Source organism: Bradyrhizobium mercantei, assembly GCF_001982635.1.
Classification (GTDB): domain Bacteria; phylum Pseudomonadota; class Alphaproteobacteria; order Rhizobiales; family Xanthobacteraceae; genus Bradyrhizobium; species Bradyrhizobium mercantei.
The window spans coordinates 422,701-436,536 of sequence record NZ_MKFI01000001.1; the positions used below are offsets into that span (position 1 = coordinate 422,701).

Annotated in this window: 11 protein-coding genes; 6 read left to right on the plus strand and 5 right to left on the minus strand. The window is 65.5% G+C overall.

Annotated features, from left to right (window positions below):
* The first annotated feature begins 104 nt into the window (after nt 1-104).
* Entirely contained in the window at nt 105-884 is a 780-nt protein-coding gene (locus BI327_RS02060) for a thermonuclease family protein (protein ID WP_076858147.1), read from the plus strand.
* 102 nt (nt 885-986) lie between these two features.
* On the plus strand, nt 987-3,455 hold the full coding sequence (locus tag BI327_RS02065) for a PAS domain-containing hybrid sensor histidine kinase/response regulator (protein WP_076858148.1): 2,469 nt from the start codon (nt 987-989) through the stop codon (nt 3,453-3,455).
* 20 nt (nt 3,456-3,475) lie between these two features.
* Here BI327_RS02065 and BI327_RS02070 read toward each other — a convergent pair whose 3' ends face one another.
* The 5 genes from BI327_RS02070 to BI327_RS02090 all read right to left on the minus strand — a co-directional run bounded on the left by BI327_RS02070 (nt 3,476) and on the right by BI327_RS02090 (nt 8,400).
* Nucleotides 3,476-3,772, minus strand: coding sequence for a septal ring lytic transglycosylase RlpA family protein (locus tag BI327_RS02070; RefSeq protein ID WP_076858149.1), 297 nt, complete (start codon nt 3,770-3,772; stop codon nt 3,476-3,478).
* Between the two features lie 103 nt (nt 3,773-3,875).
* Nucleotides 3,876-4,322, minus strand: a complete 447-nt coding sequence (locus BI327_RS02075; protein WP_076858150.1) for a PPC domain-containing DNA-binding protein — start codon at nt 4,320-4,322, stop codon at nt 3,876-3,878.
* An 80-nt stretch (nt 4,323-4,402) separates the two neighbouring features.
* Entirely contained in the window at nt 4,403-7,114 is a 2,712-nt protein-coding gene (locus tag BI327_RS02080; RefSeq protein WP_083741883.1) for a bifunctional diguanylate cyclase/phosphodiesterase, read from the minus strand.
* Nucleotides 7,115-7,230: 116 nt separating this feature from the next.
* Entirely contained in the window at nt 7,231-7,764 is a 534-nt protein-coding gene (locus tag BI327_RS02085; RefSeq protein ID WP_076858152.1) for a hypothetical protein, read from the minus strand.
* A gap of 141 nt (nt 7,765-7,905) precedes the next feature.
* Nucleotides 7,906-8,400 carry an ArsI/CadI family heavy metal resistance metalloenzyme gene (locus tag BI327_RS02090; protein WP_076858153.1) on the minus strand — a complete coding sequence of 165 codons (495 nt, stop codon included), beginning with the start codon at nt 8,398-8,400 and terminating at the stop codon, nt 7,906-7,908.
* 94 nt (nt 8,401-8,494) lie between these two features.
* Between BI327_RS02090 and BI327_RS02095 the strand changes: the two genes are divergently transcribed.
* The 4 genes from BI327_RS02095 (at nt 8,495) to BI327_RS02110 (ending at nt 13,718) form a co-directional block, all read left to right on the plus strand.
* The gene (locus BI327_RS02095; RefSeq protein ID WP_076858154.1) at nt 8,495-8,722 is read left to right on the plus strand and encodes a hypothetical protein; all 228 of its coding nucleotides are present in this window, start codon (nt 8,495-8,497) and stop codon (nt 8,720-8,722) included.
* A gap of 73 nt (nt 8,723-8,795) precedes the next feature.
* Nucleotides 8,796-9,164, plus strand: coding sequence for a hypothetical protein (locus BI327_RS02100; RefSeq protein ID WP_076858155.1), 369 nt, complete (start codon nt 8,796-8,798; stop codon nt 9,162-9,164).
* 113 nt (nt 9,165-9,277) lie between these two features.
* Nucleotides 9,278-10,501, plus strand: coding sequence for an efflux RND transporter periplasmic adaptor subunit (locus BI327_RS02105; RefSeq protein ID WP_076859120.1), 1,224 nt, complete (start codon nt 9,278-9,280; stop codon nt 10,499-10,501).
* Nucleotides 10,494-13,718: an efflux RND transporter permease subunit gene (locus tag BI327_RS02110; RefSeq protein ID WP_076858156.1), complete on the plus strand. Its 3,225-nt coding sequence runs from the start codon at nt 10,494-10,496 to the stop codon at nt 13,716-13,718. Before BI327_RS02105 ends, BI327_RS02110 begins: the two co-directional genes overlap by 8 nt.
* Nucleotides 13,719-13,836: the final 118 nt, after the last annotated feature.

A 13,836-nucleotide genomic window follows, 5' to 3' on the forward strand; every position in this document is an offset into this window, starting at 1 on the left:
CGGGATGTGACGGCGCGCACGCGGCGCGTGCGAACTGTCCTTGGTTGGATGGTACCTGCCTGTGCTAGAAGTCCGGCTGCCCGCCAAAGATCTGAAGTGAGAAAATGCGGTTTCGAAATCCGGTCGTCACGACGCTCCTCCTGACCTGCCTGTCTGCGATCCCCGGCTCCTCTGCGACCGCTGCCCCCGCGGTGTCGGCCATCATCAAGGACGCCGGCACCGTTCAGCTCGGCAACACCACCTATCGGCTCGACGGCATCGACGCGCCGGCGGTCGACCAGCTCTGCATCGACGAGCACGCCGATGTCTGGACCTGCGGGATCGAAGCGCGCGATCAACTGACCAAGCTGATCGGCGGCAAGCCCATCCACTGCGACGATATCGGCGTCGATCCGACCTTCAAGAAGCGCCGCCTCGGCGTCTGCAAGATCGAGGGTGATCCAACCAGCCTCAGCCAGGTGCTGGTCCAGAAAGGCTACGCCCTTAACGTCGACGGGTCGGCCACTGGCCGATTCAAGCCGGATCAAGCCACCGCCAAGGACAATCGCGCCGGGCTCTGGAAGGGCTGCTTCGTGGCGCCGCGCGATTTCCGCACCGCCAAGAAGGATGGCGCCCTGCTCGGCAACGCCTGCCCGGCCGATCGCGACACGCAAATCCGCGACGCGCTCTTCCCCGCAGACCTGCCGATGCCGGCGAGTTGCAACATCAAGGGCAAATACGCCGTGCGTGCACGCGTCACCGGCAATATCGGCATCTATCATTTGCAGGCATGCCGCAGCTACCCGGGCCTCGGCAATCCGGATCGCTGGTTCTGCTCCGAGGAGGATGCGCAGGCTGCCGGGTTCCGCCGCGCCTACAATTGCCGTCCGCCCAAGGCGAAGTGAAGGGGAAGTGACGAGCGAGTGAACGGCAAGTGATCGCGATAAATCAAGCTGGCAAAGCCGCCTCGTCCTGTGTGACACTGCACCGAGAGGTTGCCGGCGCGTATGACCCCACCCGATCCCTCTGATGTGCTCCCCGAAGCTGCGGCGGCCGAACGGCTGCGGCAGCACCTTGAGGAGATCGCGCGCGAACGCGATCGCGCCCATCGCGAGCTGCAGGAGCGCGAGGCCGAGCTGGCGCGGATCCAGCGCATCGCGCGGGTCGGCGGGCTCGAGATCGATTTCCGCGACGGCGTGCGCAACCGCCGCTCTCCCGAATATCTCTTGGTGCACGGTCTGCCGCCCGAGGAGGTCAACGAGACCTACGAGAACTGGGTCGCGCGCATCCACCCCGACGATCGCGAGCGCACCATCAAGCACCTGTTCGGCGTGCTCAAGGCCGGCGGCGAGGATTACACCACGGAATACCGTATCGTCCGCCCGAACGACGGCGAGAGCCGCTGGATCCGCGTCGTCGCCAAGATCGAGCGCGACCGCAACGGACGCGCGCTGCGGTTGGTCGGCGCCGATCTCGACGTCACCGACCAGATGCTGGCGCAGGAGACCCTGCGCGAGAGCGAGGAACGCTTCCGCCTGATCGCCGACAGCGCGCCGGTCCCGATCTGGGTCACCAAGCTCGACCGCACCCGCTCCTTCGCCAACCAGGCCTATCTCGACTTCCTCGGACTGCCGTTCGAGGAAGCGATCGTGTTCGACTGGCGCAAGGCGCTGCATCCGGACGACCTGCCGCAGATCCTTCAGGAGCAGATCACCGGCGAGCTCTCGCTCAAGCCGTTCGTGCTCGAAGCCCGCTATCGCAACGCCAAGGGCGATTGGCGCTGGCTGCGCTCGGAATCGCAGCCGCGCTGGGACCCGAACGGCAAGCATATCGGCTTCATCGGCGTCGCCCACGACATCACCGCCGCCAAGGAAGCCGAGATCGAGCTGCGCAAGCTCAACGAGTCGCTGGAGCGGCGCATCCTGGAGCGCACCGCGCAGCTCGAATCCCGCGAAGCCCAGACCCGCGCGATCCTGGAAACCAGCCATCAATATCAGATGCTGCTCAACCGCGATGGCGGCCTGCTCTACACCAACCAGACCGCATTGGCCGGCATTCGAGCTGACGCCGCCGACGTCGTCGGCAAGCCGTTCTGGGACACGCCGTGGTTCACTGCTTCCGCCGGAATGCCGCGCGTGATCCAGAATGCATTTGCGAGCGCGATGCGCGGCGACGAAGTCAAGATCGAGCTGCAATTGCAACTGCCGATCGGCGAGCGCTATTTCGATTTCGCGATGCGGCCGCTGCAGGACCAGCATGGCACGATCGTCGGCGCGGTGCCGGAGGCCGTCGACATCACCGAACGGCGCCGCGGCGAGGAAGCCCTGCGGCAATCGCAGAAGATGGAAGCAGTCGGCCAGCTCACCGGCGGCGTCGCGCACGACTTCAACAATCTGCTCACCATCATCCGCTCCGCGACCGACTTCCTGCGCCGCCGCGAGCTGCCGGACGAACGGCGCCGCCGCTACATCGATGCGATCTCCGAGACCGTGGAGCGCGCCTCCAAACTCACCGCGCAGCTGTTGGCGTTTGCGCGCCGGCAGCCGCTCAATCCCGAAGTGTTCAATGTCGGGACCCAGGTCGATAGCGTGACGCAGCTGATCCGGCCGCTGGTCGGCGCACGGATCCACATCGAGGTCAGGATCGAGGATCCCGACTGCTTTGCGATCGCCGATATCGGCCAGTTCGAGACCGCGATGATCAATCTTGCGGTCAACGGCCGCGACGCCATGAACGGCGAAGGCCAGCTGACGATCGGCGTCAGGAAGGTCAAGCACATCCCTGCCCTGCGCGCCCAGGCCTCGCGCAGCGGCGATTTCGTGACGGTCTCGATCCAGGATACCGGCACCGGCATCTCACCGGAAAATCTCGACGCGATCTTCGAACCGTTCTTCACGACCAAGGAGGTCGGCAAGGGAACCGGTCTCGGATTGAGTCAGGCCTTCGGCTTCGTCAAGCAATCCGATGGCGACATCGAGGTCACCAGCACGCCGGGACACGGCGCGACCTTCACGATCTATCTGCCGCAGGCAATGCGTCCCGTGGACACCAAGGTCGCCGCCAGCGCCGGCACCGAGCAGGCCTCGATCGGCCGCGGCTATCGCGTCCTCGTGGTGGAGGACAATGACGATGTCGGCCAGTTCTCCACCGAACTGCTGGAGGATCTCGGCTATTCGGTCAAGCGCGCGGCGAATGCCAACGCAGCGCTCTCGATCCTCTCCGAGAACGAGTTCGCCGCCGACCTCGTGTTCTCCGACGTGATCATGCCCGGCATGAACGGGGTCGAGCTCGCCGGTGTGATCCGCGATCGCTTTCCCGGCCTGCCGGTGGTGCTGACCAGCGGCTACAGCAACGTGCTCGCCGAGAACGCGCACAGCGGTTTCGAGCTGATCCAGAAGCCCTATTCGGTCGAGGCGCTGTCGCGCACGCTCCGCAAGGCGATCGTCGAGCAGCGAGCGACCGCTTCGAAGCCCTGACCGCACCCGTCGGCCGCGCCCTACTCGATCACCACATGCGCGACGCCGAGCTGAAGGATGCCGAGCGCGCGGGCTGCCGCGGTCGAGACATCGATGATCCGTCCGCGAATGAACGGGCCGCGGTCGTTGACCCGGCAGCGGATCGATTTACCGTGATAGGACACGGTGATCATGCTGCCGAATGCCCTCTTGCGGTGCGCGCAGGTCATCTCGCCACTCCTGCCGATGCCACGATAATAGGACGCAAGGCCACTCTCAGCGTTCGCCATGGACGAGGCAAACAGCAGCATGGCCGCGGACGCAACTGCGGTTTTCATTGATCGCCTTGCCGGTCGAGCCCCGCAAGGGAACGCGGTTCCGCGGTTTCGGTTCCAAGTCCGATCGACTTTTTGGAACCTTTCGGCAGGGCGCGTCCGGCGATCAGCCCGCGGCCGGATCGATCAGGGCGATGCCGAGCTCGGGCCGCTTCCGGCGCCTCAGGCTGGCCGGCGCTTCCGTGACCACGGCCTCCAGCGTCGGGCGTACGGTGCCGGCGAGCAGATGGCCGCCGCGCGTCGAACCGTCGGACAGTCCGAGCACGATATGCATATGCAGGCTGGGCTTGCCGTCGTCACCGGTCGCGATATCGCCGACCGCGCACAGCACCTCGCACTGCTCGTTGATCTCGATCTTCAGGTAGCTCTTCGATTCGAAATCGAACCGGCCGACCGTCGCCCGCTCGAATGCGCCGATCGCGGTGAGCGATGCCGCCGTCAGCCTCGCATCATTGGCGAACTTCGTCAGCGTACCGAATGCCTCCTCGCCGCTATCGAGCACGACGACGTGGACTTGTGCGCTGGGAGCGTCGGATACGAGCTTGCTTTTCATCGAGTCGCCTCGCCTTTCGAGAGCTTTCGCTCTCAATCGGAGACGGGGCGGATTGTTCCTGCGAACGGATTCGCCGCGGCTCAGGCGGCGTGCTCGACCCCTTCAGCCGCGAGCAGCGTCCGGACGTCCTGCGCCGGAACCGGCTTGCTGAACAGATAGCCCTGCATCTGCGTGCAGCCGAGCATCTGCACGGTGTCGCGCTGCTGATCGGTCTCGACGCCCTCGGCGGTCGTGATCATGTTGCGATCGGCGGCGATCGAGACCACGGCGCGGATGATCGAGGCCGAGCCCGAGTTGCGCGTCACTTCCTTGACGAAGCTGCGGTCGATCTTGATCTTGTCGAACGGGAAGCGCTGCAAATACTGCAGCGACGAGTATCCGGTGCCGAAATCATCGAGCGCGATGTGGACACCGAGCCCGCGGAGCTGACCGAGCGTGACCAGCGCCGCGTCGTCATCGGCAATCAGCACCGCCTCGGTGATCTCGAGCTCGAGCCTGCGCGGGTCGAGCCCGCTCTCGGCAAGCGCATTCGCGACCTTCAGTGCCAGCGTCTCCGACTTGAACTGGATCGGCGAGACGTTGACCGCGACGCGGACATGCGCCGGCCAGCCCGCCGCCTCTATGCAGGCGGTGCGCAGCACCCACTGCCCGATCTCCTCGATCAGCCCGGTCTCCTCGGCGACCGGAATGAACTCCACCGGAGAGATCATGCCGCGCACCGGATGGCGCCAGCGCAGCAGCGCCTCGCAGCCGGTCACCTCGTCGCTGCGCAGGTCGACCAGCGGCTGGTAGTGCAGCTCGAAGCTGCCCTCCGCCAGGGCGGTTCGCAAGTCGGCCTCCAGCGCGCGGCGCAGATTGGCCTGCTTCTCCATCGCCGGATCGAAGAAGCGATAGGTCCGGCGGCCGGCCGCCTTGGCGGCATACATCGCCAGATCGGCGCATTTCAGCAGACGGAACAGATCGGAGCCGTGGCGCGGCGCAATCGCGATGCCGATGCTGGCGTCGCTCGCCAAATGATGGCCAAGGCAGTCGAACGGCGTACGCAGCGACTGATAGATCCGCGCCACGAGATCGCTGACGTCATCGTCGGAGGCGATATCGTGCTGGACGATCGCGAACTCGTCACCGCCGAGACGCGCGATGAAATCGTTCGACCCAACCGACTGACGCAGCTTCTCGGCCACGCGCCGGAGGAATTCGTCGCCGATCGGATGGCCGAGCGTGTCGTTGATCCGCTTGAACTCGTCGATATCGATATAATGGATGGCGAATTCGCGCGCGGCGGACTCGAGCAGCAGCCCTTCCGCGTGGCGCTGGAACAGCGTCCGGTTCGGCAGATTGGTCAGCGCATCGTAATGCGCGAGATACTCGATCCGCGCCTGCGTGCGCCGCCCGTCGGTGACGTCCTCGAGCGTGGTGGCCCAGCCCCCGTCAGGCGCGCGCTTGTAGATCAGGCGGATGCTGCGGCCGTCGGGCGTCACGATCACGGAGTCCCGGACCTCGTCACCCCTCGGGTTGGTGAAGCGTGCGCAGTATTCGTCGACATCGCCGACGAACGAGCCGAGCGCCTGGCGATGCAGGATCAGGTCGCGCAGATGGCAGCCGGGCTTGGCGATGTCGGGCGAGAGGCCGAACATGTCGATGTATTGCTGGTTGCAGATCACGAGCCGCGCGGAGGCGTCGAACAGCAGCAGGCCCTGCGTCATGGTGTTGATCGCGGTGTCGAGATGCTGGCTTTGCTCGGACAGCCGGCGCTGCGCCGCATCGTGCTGCCGCTGCAACTGGCGGACGATCAGGAACACCATCATGATCACAATCAGCACCGCGAGCACGGCGGCGCAGAACTGCAGCTTAGTCTGGGCGCGCCAGTCCTCCAGCGCGCTGGAGGTCCTGGTGGTGGCGAGGATCAGGATCGGAAAGTGCGACAACGACCTGACCGCGCCGACATTCTCCTCGCCGGCGGAGCCGACGAACCGCCCCGACGTGTTGCCGCCGAGGCCGATGACTTTCCGGAACAACGACTGGTCGCTGATGTTGCGGCCGACCGCGCTGGCATCCTGCGGATAGCGCGCGATGATCGTGCCGTCGCGATGGATCATCGAGATCACGGTGTCGCCGTTCAGCGCCAACGAGGCCACGAAATCCTCGAAATGGCTCGGCTCGACGCCGCGGCTCGCAAAGCCGATGATCTCGCCATTGCGCCCGGTGATCTTGCGCGCAAAGATCGTGGTCCAGTTGCCGGTCACCTTGCTCATCGCGGGCTCGACGATGACCGGCGACGTCGGCCGCCCCGAGATGAACTCCTGGAAATAGCGCCGGTCGGCAATGCTGATATCGGGCACCGGCCACATCTCGGACGAGTTGATCAACCAGCCCTTGGCGTTGAACAGATTGAGCCCTCCGACATGCGGCAGCGCCGCCAGCCGTGTGCGCAGCATCTCGTGCGCGCTCAACAGCGACATGTTCTTCTCGAACTGATCGGCGGTCTCGACCTGCTCCGAACGCAGGTAATTCAAGATGTCGTCGTGGACATGCTGGAGGTCGGTGAGTTGCTGGTCGAAGTGCCGCGACAGCAGCAGCGCGGTGTTGTTGAGCTCGCGCTCGGACATCTCCAGTGCGCGCTCGCGAAACTGCAGCGCGAGGTAGCCGGTGCCAAGGGTGATCGCGAGCACCAGCAGCGCGGCGCTCAGGACGAGCCACTGAATGGCGCCCATCCTGCTGGCGCGCGACACACCCTTGATCGACAGCCGCCGGTGTTCCGGCATCACGCTGTCCGTTGAAACAATCGACATTTTCCTGCCCCTGCGGGTGCTCTTCTACGGGAACACAACCCAAGGGGTGGTTAGGAAAATCAGTTATCGGACGGTTAAGGCGGATGCGCAGGCGAACGCGGTCGGCGGGAAGATCGTCAGGAGACGGCCGCCACAGGCGCCGTGGACGCCTCCTTCAGGCTGCACTCGATCAACGCGCCTTCGATGGTGAATTTCGAGAACGGTGAGAGCGGCGTCACGGCCTTGAGCGCGGCGAAGAACTGCGAGTCTCCCGGGCTCTTGAGCAGAAACCGGATGTGGTTTGCCGACAACGCATCACGCGACAGCCAGACCACGCCGGAGAACAGCGCCACAAGCATCTGCGCGTAGGTGCCGGTATCGGCGACGCCGAGATCGTAGATCGGAGACACATTGACGAAGCGCGCGCTGAGAGCCGGCGCCGAATATCGGCTCATCAAGAGACGCCTGACCTGACAGACCGCGTGGACCCGTTCGCCGTCGGTCAGGTGATACAGCCCCTGACCGTCACCTTCCCTGGCGGTGAGCGCTTCAAACGCCACGACGCCGCCGAAGGTGGCAAAATCCTCACCGACGCCTTCAGCGTCCTTCTTCCATTGTGCCTTGATGTGACGCCAGGACCGCTCAGGGTCCTTGAGTGGCAAGAGCCGCATGGTTAAGGGGCTGTTAGCACGGAGGGGAGTCGACGTCGGGATAATATGTCGCAGGCATTAAGCCTTTGCTTACAGCGGTAGCTGGTTGCGGCGACTGCCGGCGGCGGCCTCCTGGCGTTGATACGTGCGGCCGCTTCGACCTCACGAATTGCAGCAAGCCGAAGCCTCGGGCGCTGCCGCCTGCGGCTGCGGCGCGCAGCACGCGCTCTGCTTGCCGTCCTGCTTCTCGTGCGCGACACGCGCGGTCCGCTCGCCGGTGCCGTCGCCATAGACGATGCTCTCACCGGTCGTGTGGAAGGTCTCCCACGCAATCCCCGCGGGATCGTCGATCCACGACTTCTCGGACTTGGCATAGCAGCACACCGTCAGGCCCTGCTCGACGACCTCGCCGCCCGCCTTGCGCAGCCGACCGTAGACCTCGCCGAGCTCTTCGGCGCTCTCGACCTGAATGCCGAGATGATCGAGGCCCGGCTCGCGGCCGCGGGTCGAAATCGCGAAATTGACGCGGGGATCGTCGAGCATCCACTTTGCATAATCGGATTTCACGACCGTCGGCTCGGCCCCGAACAGCGCCGAGTAGAAGCCGACCGATTGCGGGATGTCCTTGACGGCGACGTGAACATGCATGCGCTTCATGGGGACGATCCTTTCGGGCGGCGGCACTGGATGGATATTCCATCCCAAGCATGCTCAGATATCAATGGTGTTACAACAGGGGTTGTACCGCGGAATGGATGCGCTGACGCTGTTCGGATTGTTCGCCGTGACCATGATGCTCGTCTGCTACGCGGCCGAAGATCGCAGCCCCTGGTTCATCCTGGCCTTCGCAGTCTCCTGCGCGCTCGGCTCGGCCTACGGTTTCCTGCAGGGCGCCTGGCCGTTCGGCCTCGTCGAAGCGATCTGGGCCGTCGTCGCGGCGCGCCGATGGCTGCTGCGCCGGACCGCAGACGGCGTGTAACGTTATAGTATCCACGGCCAATCTGTCGCGGTCTCGAACTTGAATGCGCGCGGTCACGGCGTTAATGAGGGCCATGGACGCGTCGCGCACCATGATTCAGTCTTCCCCCCACGCAACGGGATCGCGCCGCTGGCGCAGCCTGCTTGCGGGACTGATCTCGCTCGCGCTGGTGCTGTCGTTCTTCCACGGCTGGGCCTTCGATGATGATGATGATGCAGCTCCCGGCTTCTCGATCGCACTGTCGATCAACGACACGGGCGGCAAGGCTCCCGCGCATCCGGCTTCGCTGCATGGCGATCACTGCCTGACGCACGTCGCCTCGGTCGCTCCGCAGGAAACGGCGTTCCCGATCGCCTATGCGCCCCATAGCTATAGCGACAGCCGTATCGAGCTGCCGGCGTCGGCCGAGCGCCTCTCTCCCTTCAAACCACCCCGCGCCTGACCCGGTCAACGTGACCGGCCGTGTACCGCTGCCATCAGGCAGCGCGCACGCTTTCGCACAGATCGATGTCGCGACAGCGCATGGCCAGCGGCCTGTGCTGCGGAGAGGCGCATATGAAACGGGTTGTTCTATTTTTCGCCGGCGTAGCCGCCGGCATCGCACTGGTCGTTGTGGCGGCCGGATGGATCGGCTGGCCGATCAAGTTCCCGACCACGCCGCAGGAGACTGCGTCAACGAGCCCGGAGAAATCCGAGGGCAAGCATGAGGCGCCCGGACATATCGAGCTGAGCGAAGAGCAGGTCCGGGAAGCCGGCATCACCTTCGCGCCGGCCGGCGGCGGCATGCTGAAGCGGCATTTCCTCGCGCCGGGATCGCTGATCCCCGACGCCGACCATATCGGCCGCGTCTCGGTGCGCGTGCTGGCAACCGTCACGGAACTGCGCAAGCGCCTCGGCGACGTCGTCGAGAAGGGCGAGATCGTCGCCGCGATCGAAAGCCGCGAGGTCGCCGACGCCAAGAGCGAATACCTCGCCGCGCGGCTGACCAACGATCTGCAGCAGACGCTCTATGCGCGGCAGAAGACGCTGGTTGAGACCCGCATCGTGTCGGAGAACGAATTCCTGCGCACGCGGCTGACCGCAAACGACGCCCAGATCAAGCTCGACGGCGCACGGCAGAAGCTGTTCGCGCTGGGCCTGTCGGAGAGCGAGATCGCCGATCTGCCCAACCAGCCCCCCGAGAGCCTGCGGACCCAGTTCCTGCGTGCACCGATCAGCGGCCGGGTCTCCGAACGCCGCGTCGACCTCGGCGGATTGATCGGGCGCGAGGGCCAGGAAAGCGAGCTCTACGTCATCGTCAATCTCGACGATATCTGGGTCGACCTAGCAGTTTCACCGGAAGACATCAGCGCGGTCCGCGAAGGCGTCACGGTGAAGATCCGCGCCATCGGCACCGAGGACGAGGCCAGCGCCGGCGTGATCTTCGTCAGCCCCCTGCTCGATCGCGAGACCCGCAACGCGCGGGTGATCGCGACCATGCCCAACAAGGACCACCGCTGGAAGCCGGGCACTTTCGTCACCGCCGAGGTGCCGCTGGCGGGCGCGCCGTCGACCGTCATCGTGTCAAAGAAAGCCATTCAAACCATCAAGGGGACATCGACCGTATTCGTACGCGATGCCGATGGCTTTGAGGCGCGATCGGTGCGGACCGGCCGCGAGGACGACGACGATATCGAGATCGTTTCGGGCCTCGCCGCCGGCGAGACCATCGCCGTACAAAACACCTTCACGCTGAAGGCCGAGATCGAAAAGGACGAGGCGGAGCACGGCCATGATTGAGCGCATCATCGGTCTTGCGATCCAGCGGCGCTGGGTCGTCGTCACCCTGGCGGCCATCCTGATGTTCCTCGGCGGCCTCGCATTGACGAAGCTGCCGATCGATGCGGTGCCCGACATCACCAACAAGCAGGTGCAGATCAACACCGTGGCGCCTGCGCTGTCGCCGGCGGAGATCGAGAAGCAGATCACCTTCCCGATCGAGACGGCACTCGCCGGCGCGCCGGGGCTGGAGAGCACGCGGTCGCTGTCGCGCAACGGCTTCTCGCAGATCACGGCGGTGTTCAGCGAGGCGACCGACATCTATTTCGCGCGCCAGCAGGTCGGCGAGCGGCTGACTGAAGTGCGCGCGCGCCTGCCCCAAGGCATCGAGCCGCGGATCGGCCCGACCTCGACCGGCCTTGGCGAAATCTACATGTGGACCGTCCATTACTCCGGACAAAAAGTGCAGAGCGATGGCGCGCCGGGGCTGCAAAGCGACGGCCGCTTCCTGACGGCGGACGGCCAGGTGCTGCAAAGCGAAGTCGAGAAGGACGCCTATCTGCGCACGGTGCAGGACTGGATCATCAAGCCGCAGATCAAGATGGTGCCTGGTGTCGCCGGCGTCGATTCGATCGGTGGCTACCTCAAGCAGTACCAGGTCCATCCCGACGCAGCGAAGCTGATCGCGCTCGGCCTCACCTTTGCCGACGTCGCCAAGGCAATCGAGAGCAACAATGTCAGCCGCGGCGCGCGCTACATCGAACGCAACGGCGAAGGATATGTGGTGCGATCCGGCGGCCGCCTCGAGAACATCGACGAGTTAGGCGCCGTCGTCGTCACCACCCGCGGCGGCGTCCCGGTCCGGATCCGCGATCTCGCGACGCTTTCGATCGGCGGCGAGACGCGGACCGGCAGCGCCAGCGAGAACGGCCGCGAGGTCGTGGTCGGCACCGCGCTGATGCTGATCGGCGCCAACAGCCGCACGGTCTCCGCCGCCGTCGATGCCAAGCTGCGTGCCATCACGCCATCCCTTCCGGCGGGCGTCGAGGTCAAGACGGTGCTCGATCGCACCCAGCTCGTCGATGCGACGATCGGCACCGTTGCGCGCAACCTCTCAGAAGGCGCACTGCTCGTGATCGCCGTGCTGTTCGTGCTGCTCGGCAATTTCCGGGCAGCGCTGATCACGGCACTGGTGATCCCGATTGCCATGCTGATGACCGCCATCGGCATGTGGCAGGGGCGGATCAGCGCCAATCTGATGAGCCTTGGTGCGCTCGATTTCGGCCTGATCGTCGACGGCGCCGTCATCATCACCGAGAACAGCCTGCGCCACCTCGCCGAGAGGCAGCACGCGCTCGGCCGTGTGCTGACGCGCGACGAACGGCTGGCGACGGTGCGCGCCTCCGCCGTCGAAATGGTGCAGCCGAGCCTTTACGGCCAGGCCATCATCCTGCTGGTCTATGTGCCGCTGCTCACATTCACCGGCGTCGAAGGCAAGATGTTCGAGCCGATGGCGCTGACCGTGATCCTCGCCCTCGCGGCCGCCTTCGTGCTGTCGCTGACGTTGGTGCCGGCACTGATCGCGATCGGCATCACCGGCCGCGTGCAGGAAAAGGAGAACTGGCTGGTTGCCGCGCTGAAGCGCGGGTACAGCCCGCTGCTGCGCCGCGCGGTCGCAACGCCCGTTCCGGTTATCGCAGTGGCGATCGTGCTGTTCGCGACCGCCCTGTTCGCCTTCTTCCGTCTCGGCCAGGAGTTCATCCCCTCGCTCGACGAGAAGAACATTGCGATGCACGCGCTCAGGATTCCGAGCACGGCGCTGTCGCAGTCGCAGGCGATGCAGCTGTCGGTCGAGAAGGCCGTCAGCCGCTTCCCGCAGGTGTCCTTCGTGTTCTCCAAGACCGGCACCGCCGAAGTGGCGAGCGATCCAATGCCGCCGAACGCCTCCGACACCTTCATCATCCTGAAGCCGCGCGAGCAATGGCCGGATCCATCACTGACCAAGGAGCAGTTGATCGAGGACATCTCGAAGGCGGTCGGCCGGCTGCCCGGCAACGTCTACGAATTCACCCAACCGATCCAGATGCGCTTCAACGAACTGCTCGCCGGCGTTCGCGGCGACATCGCGGTGAAGGTGTTCGGCGACGAGTTCGAGCCAATGCAGAAGGCCGCCAACCAGATCGCGGCCGCATTGCGCAGCGTGCGCGGCGCGACCGACGTCAAGGTCGAACAGGCCAGCGGCCTGCCCGTGCTCGAGATCAAGGTCGACAAGGCGGCGATCGCGCGGCGCGGCCTCAGCGTCTCCGCGGTCCAGGACGTGATCGGCGCCGCGGTCGGCGGCCAGGATGCCGGCGTCGTGTACGAAGGCGATCGCAGCTTCGACATCGTGGTGCGGCTGCCGGAGAGCGTGCGCTCCGATCTCGAGGCGCTGAGCAATCTGCCGGTCGCCTTGCCGAAGGCAACGCCGAGCTCGCCGGTGCAGAGCCTGCCGCTCAACCGCGTCGCGCAATTCTCCTTCACCGAAGGGCCGAACCAGATCAGCCGCGAGAACGGCAAGCGCCGCATCGTGGTGACGGCCAATGTCCGCGGCCGCGATCTCGGCTCGGTGGTCGAGGAAGCGCAGGCCAAGGTCGCGCAATCGGTGGCGCTGCCGCCGGGCTACTGGATGACCTGGGGCGGCCAGTCCGAAAACCTCGCCGCGGCGCGGCAGCGCCTTGCCGTGGTGGTGCCGGCCTGTTTTGCGATGATCTTCCTGTTGCTGCTGGCGGCGATGGGATCGGCGCGCGACGCGCTGCTGGTGTTCAGCGCGGTGCCGCTGGCGCTCACCGGCGGCATCGCGGCGCTATGGCTGCGCGGCATGCCGTTCTCGATCTCGGCCGCCGTCGGCTTCATCGCGCTGTCCGGCGTTGCGGTCCTGAACGGGCTCGTCATGCTGAGCTTCGTCAGGCAATTGCGCGAGCGCGGCGTGCCGATGCGCGACGCCATCGAGCAAGGCGCCCTCACCCGCTTCCGGCCGGTGGTGATGACGGCGCTGGTGGCTTCGCTCGGCTTCGTGCCGATGGCATTCGCCACCGGCACCGGCGCCGAGGTGCAGAAGCCGCTCGCCACCGTCGTGATCGGCGGCCTGATCAGCGCGACCTTGCTGACGCTCGCCGTGCTGCCCGCGCTCTATGCACGGTACGGGCATGCCGGCAGCGCTGCGCGCGGTGAGAGGTCCGCGATTCAGCCTGCCGAATGACGGCGTGTCGACCGGCGCTCGCCAAGAAAAATCCGGCAGTTACAGCGCCAAACAAGCGCTGTAACATTTCTGTCATATGGCAAAACTAAACGAAGGCGGCGGCGATCTGCCGCGGGGC

Coding starts and splice junctions, on each gene's coding strand:
- BI327_RS02080 (WP_083741883.1), bottom strand. CDS start 7,114: ATGTCGATTGTTTCAACGGACAGCGTGATGCCGGAACACCGGCGGCTG.
- BI327_RS02090 (WP_076858153.1), bottom strand. CDS start 8,400: ATGAAGCGCATGCATGTTCACGTCGCCGTCAAGGACATCCCGCAATCG.
- BI327_RS02060 (WP_076858147.1), top strand. CDS start 105: ATGCGGTTTCGAAATCCGGTCGTCACGACGCTCCTCCTGACCTGCCTG.
- BI327_RS02075 (WP_076858150.1), bottom strand. CDS start 4,322: ATGAAAAGCAAGCTCGTATCCGACGCTCCCAGCGCACAAGTCCACGTC.
- BI327_RS02095 (WP_076858154.1), top strand. CDS start 8,495: ATGGATGCGCTGACGCTGTTCGGATTGTTCGCCGTGACCATGATGCTC.
- BI327_RS02065 (WP_076858148.1), top strand. CDS start 987: ATGACCCCACCCGATCCCTCTGATGTGCTCCCCGAAGCTGCGGCGGCC.
- BI327_RS02110 (WP_076858156.1), top strand. CDS start 10,494: ATGATTGAGCGCATCATCGGTCTTGCGATCCAGCGGCGCTGGGTCGTC.
- BI327_RS02085 (WP_076858152.1), bottom strand. CDS start 7,764: ATGCGGCTCTTGCCACTCAAGGACCCTGAGCGGTCCTGGCGTCACATC.
- BI327_RS02070 (WP_076858149.1), bottom strand. CDS start 3,772: ATGAAAACCGCAGTTGCGTCCGCGGCCATGCTGCTGTTTGCCTCGTCC.
- BI327_RS02100 (WP_076858155.1), top strand. CDS start 8,796: ATGGACGCGTCGCGCACCATGATTCAGTCTTCCCCCCACGCAACGGGA.
- BI327_RS02105 (WP_076859120.1), top strand. CDS start 9,278: ATGAAACGGGTTGTTCTATTTTTCGCCGGCGTAGCCGCCGGCATCGCA.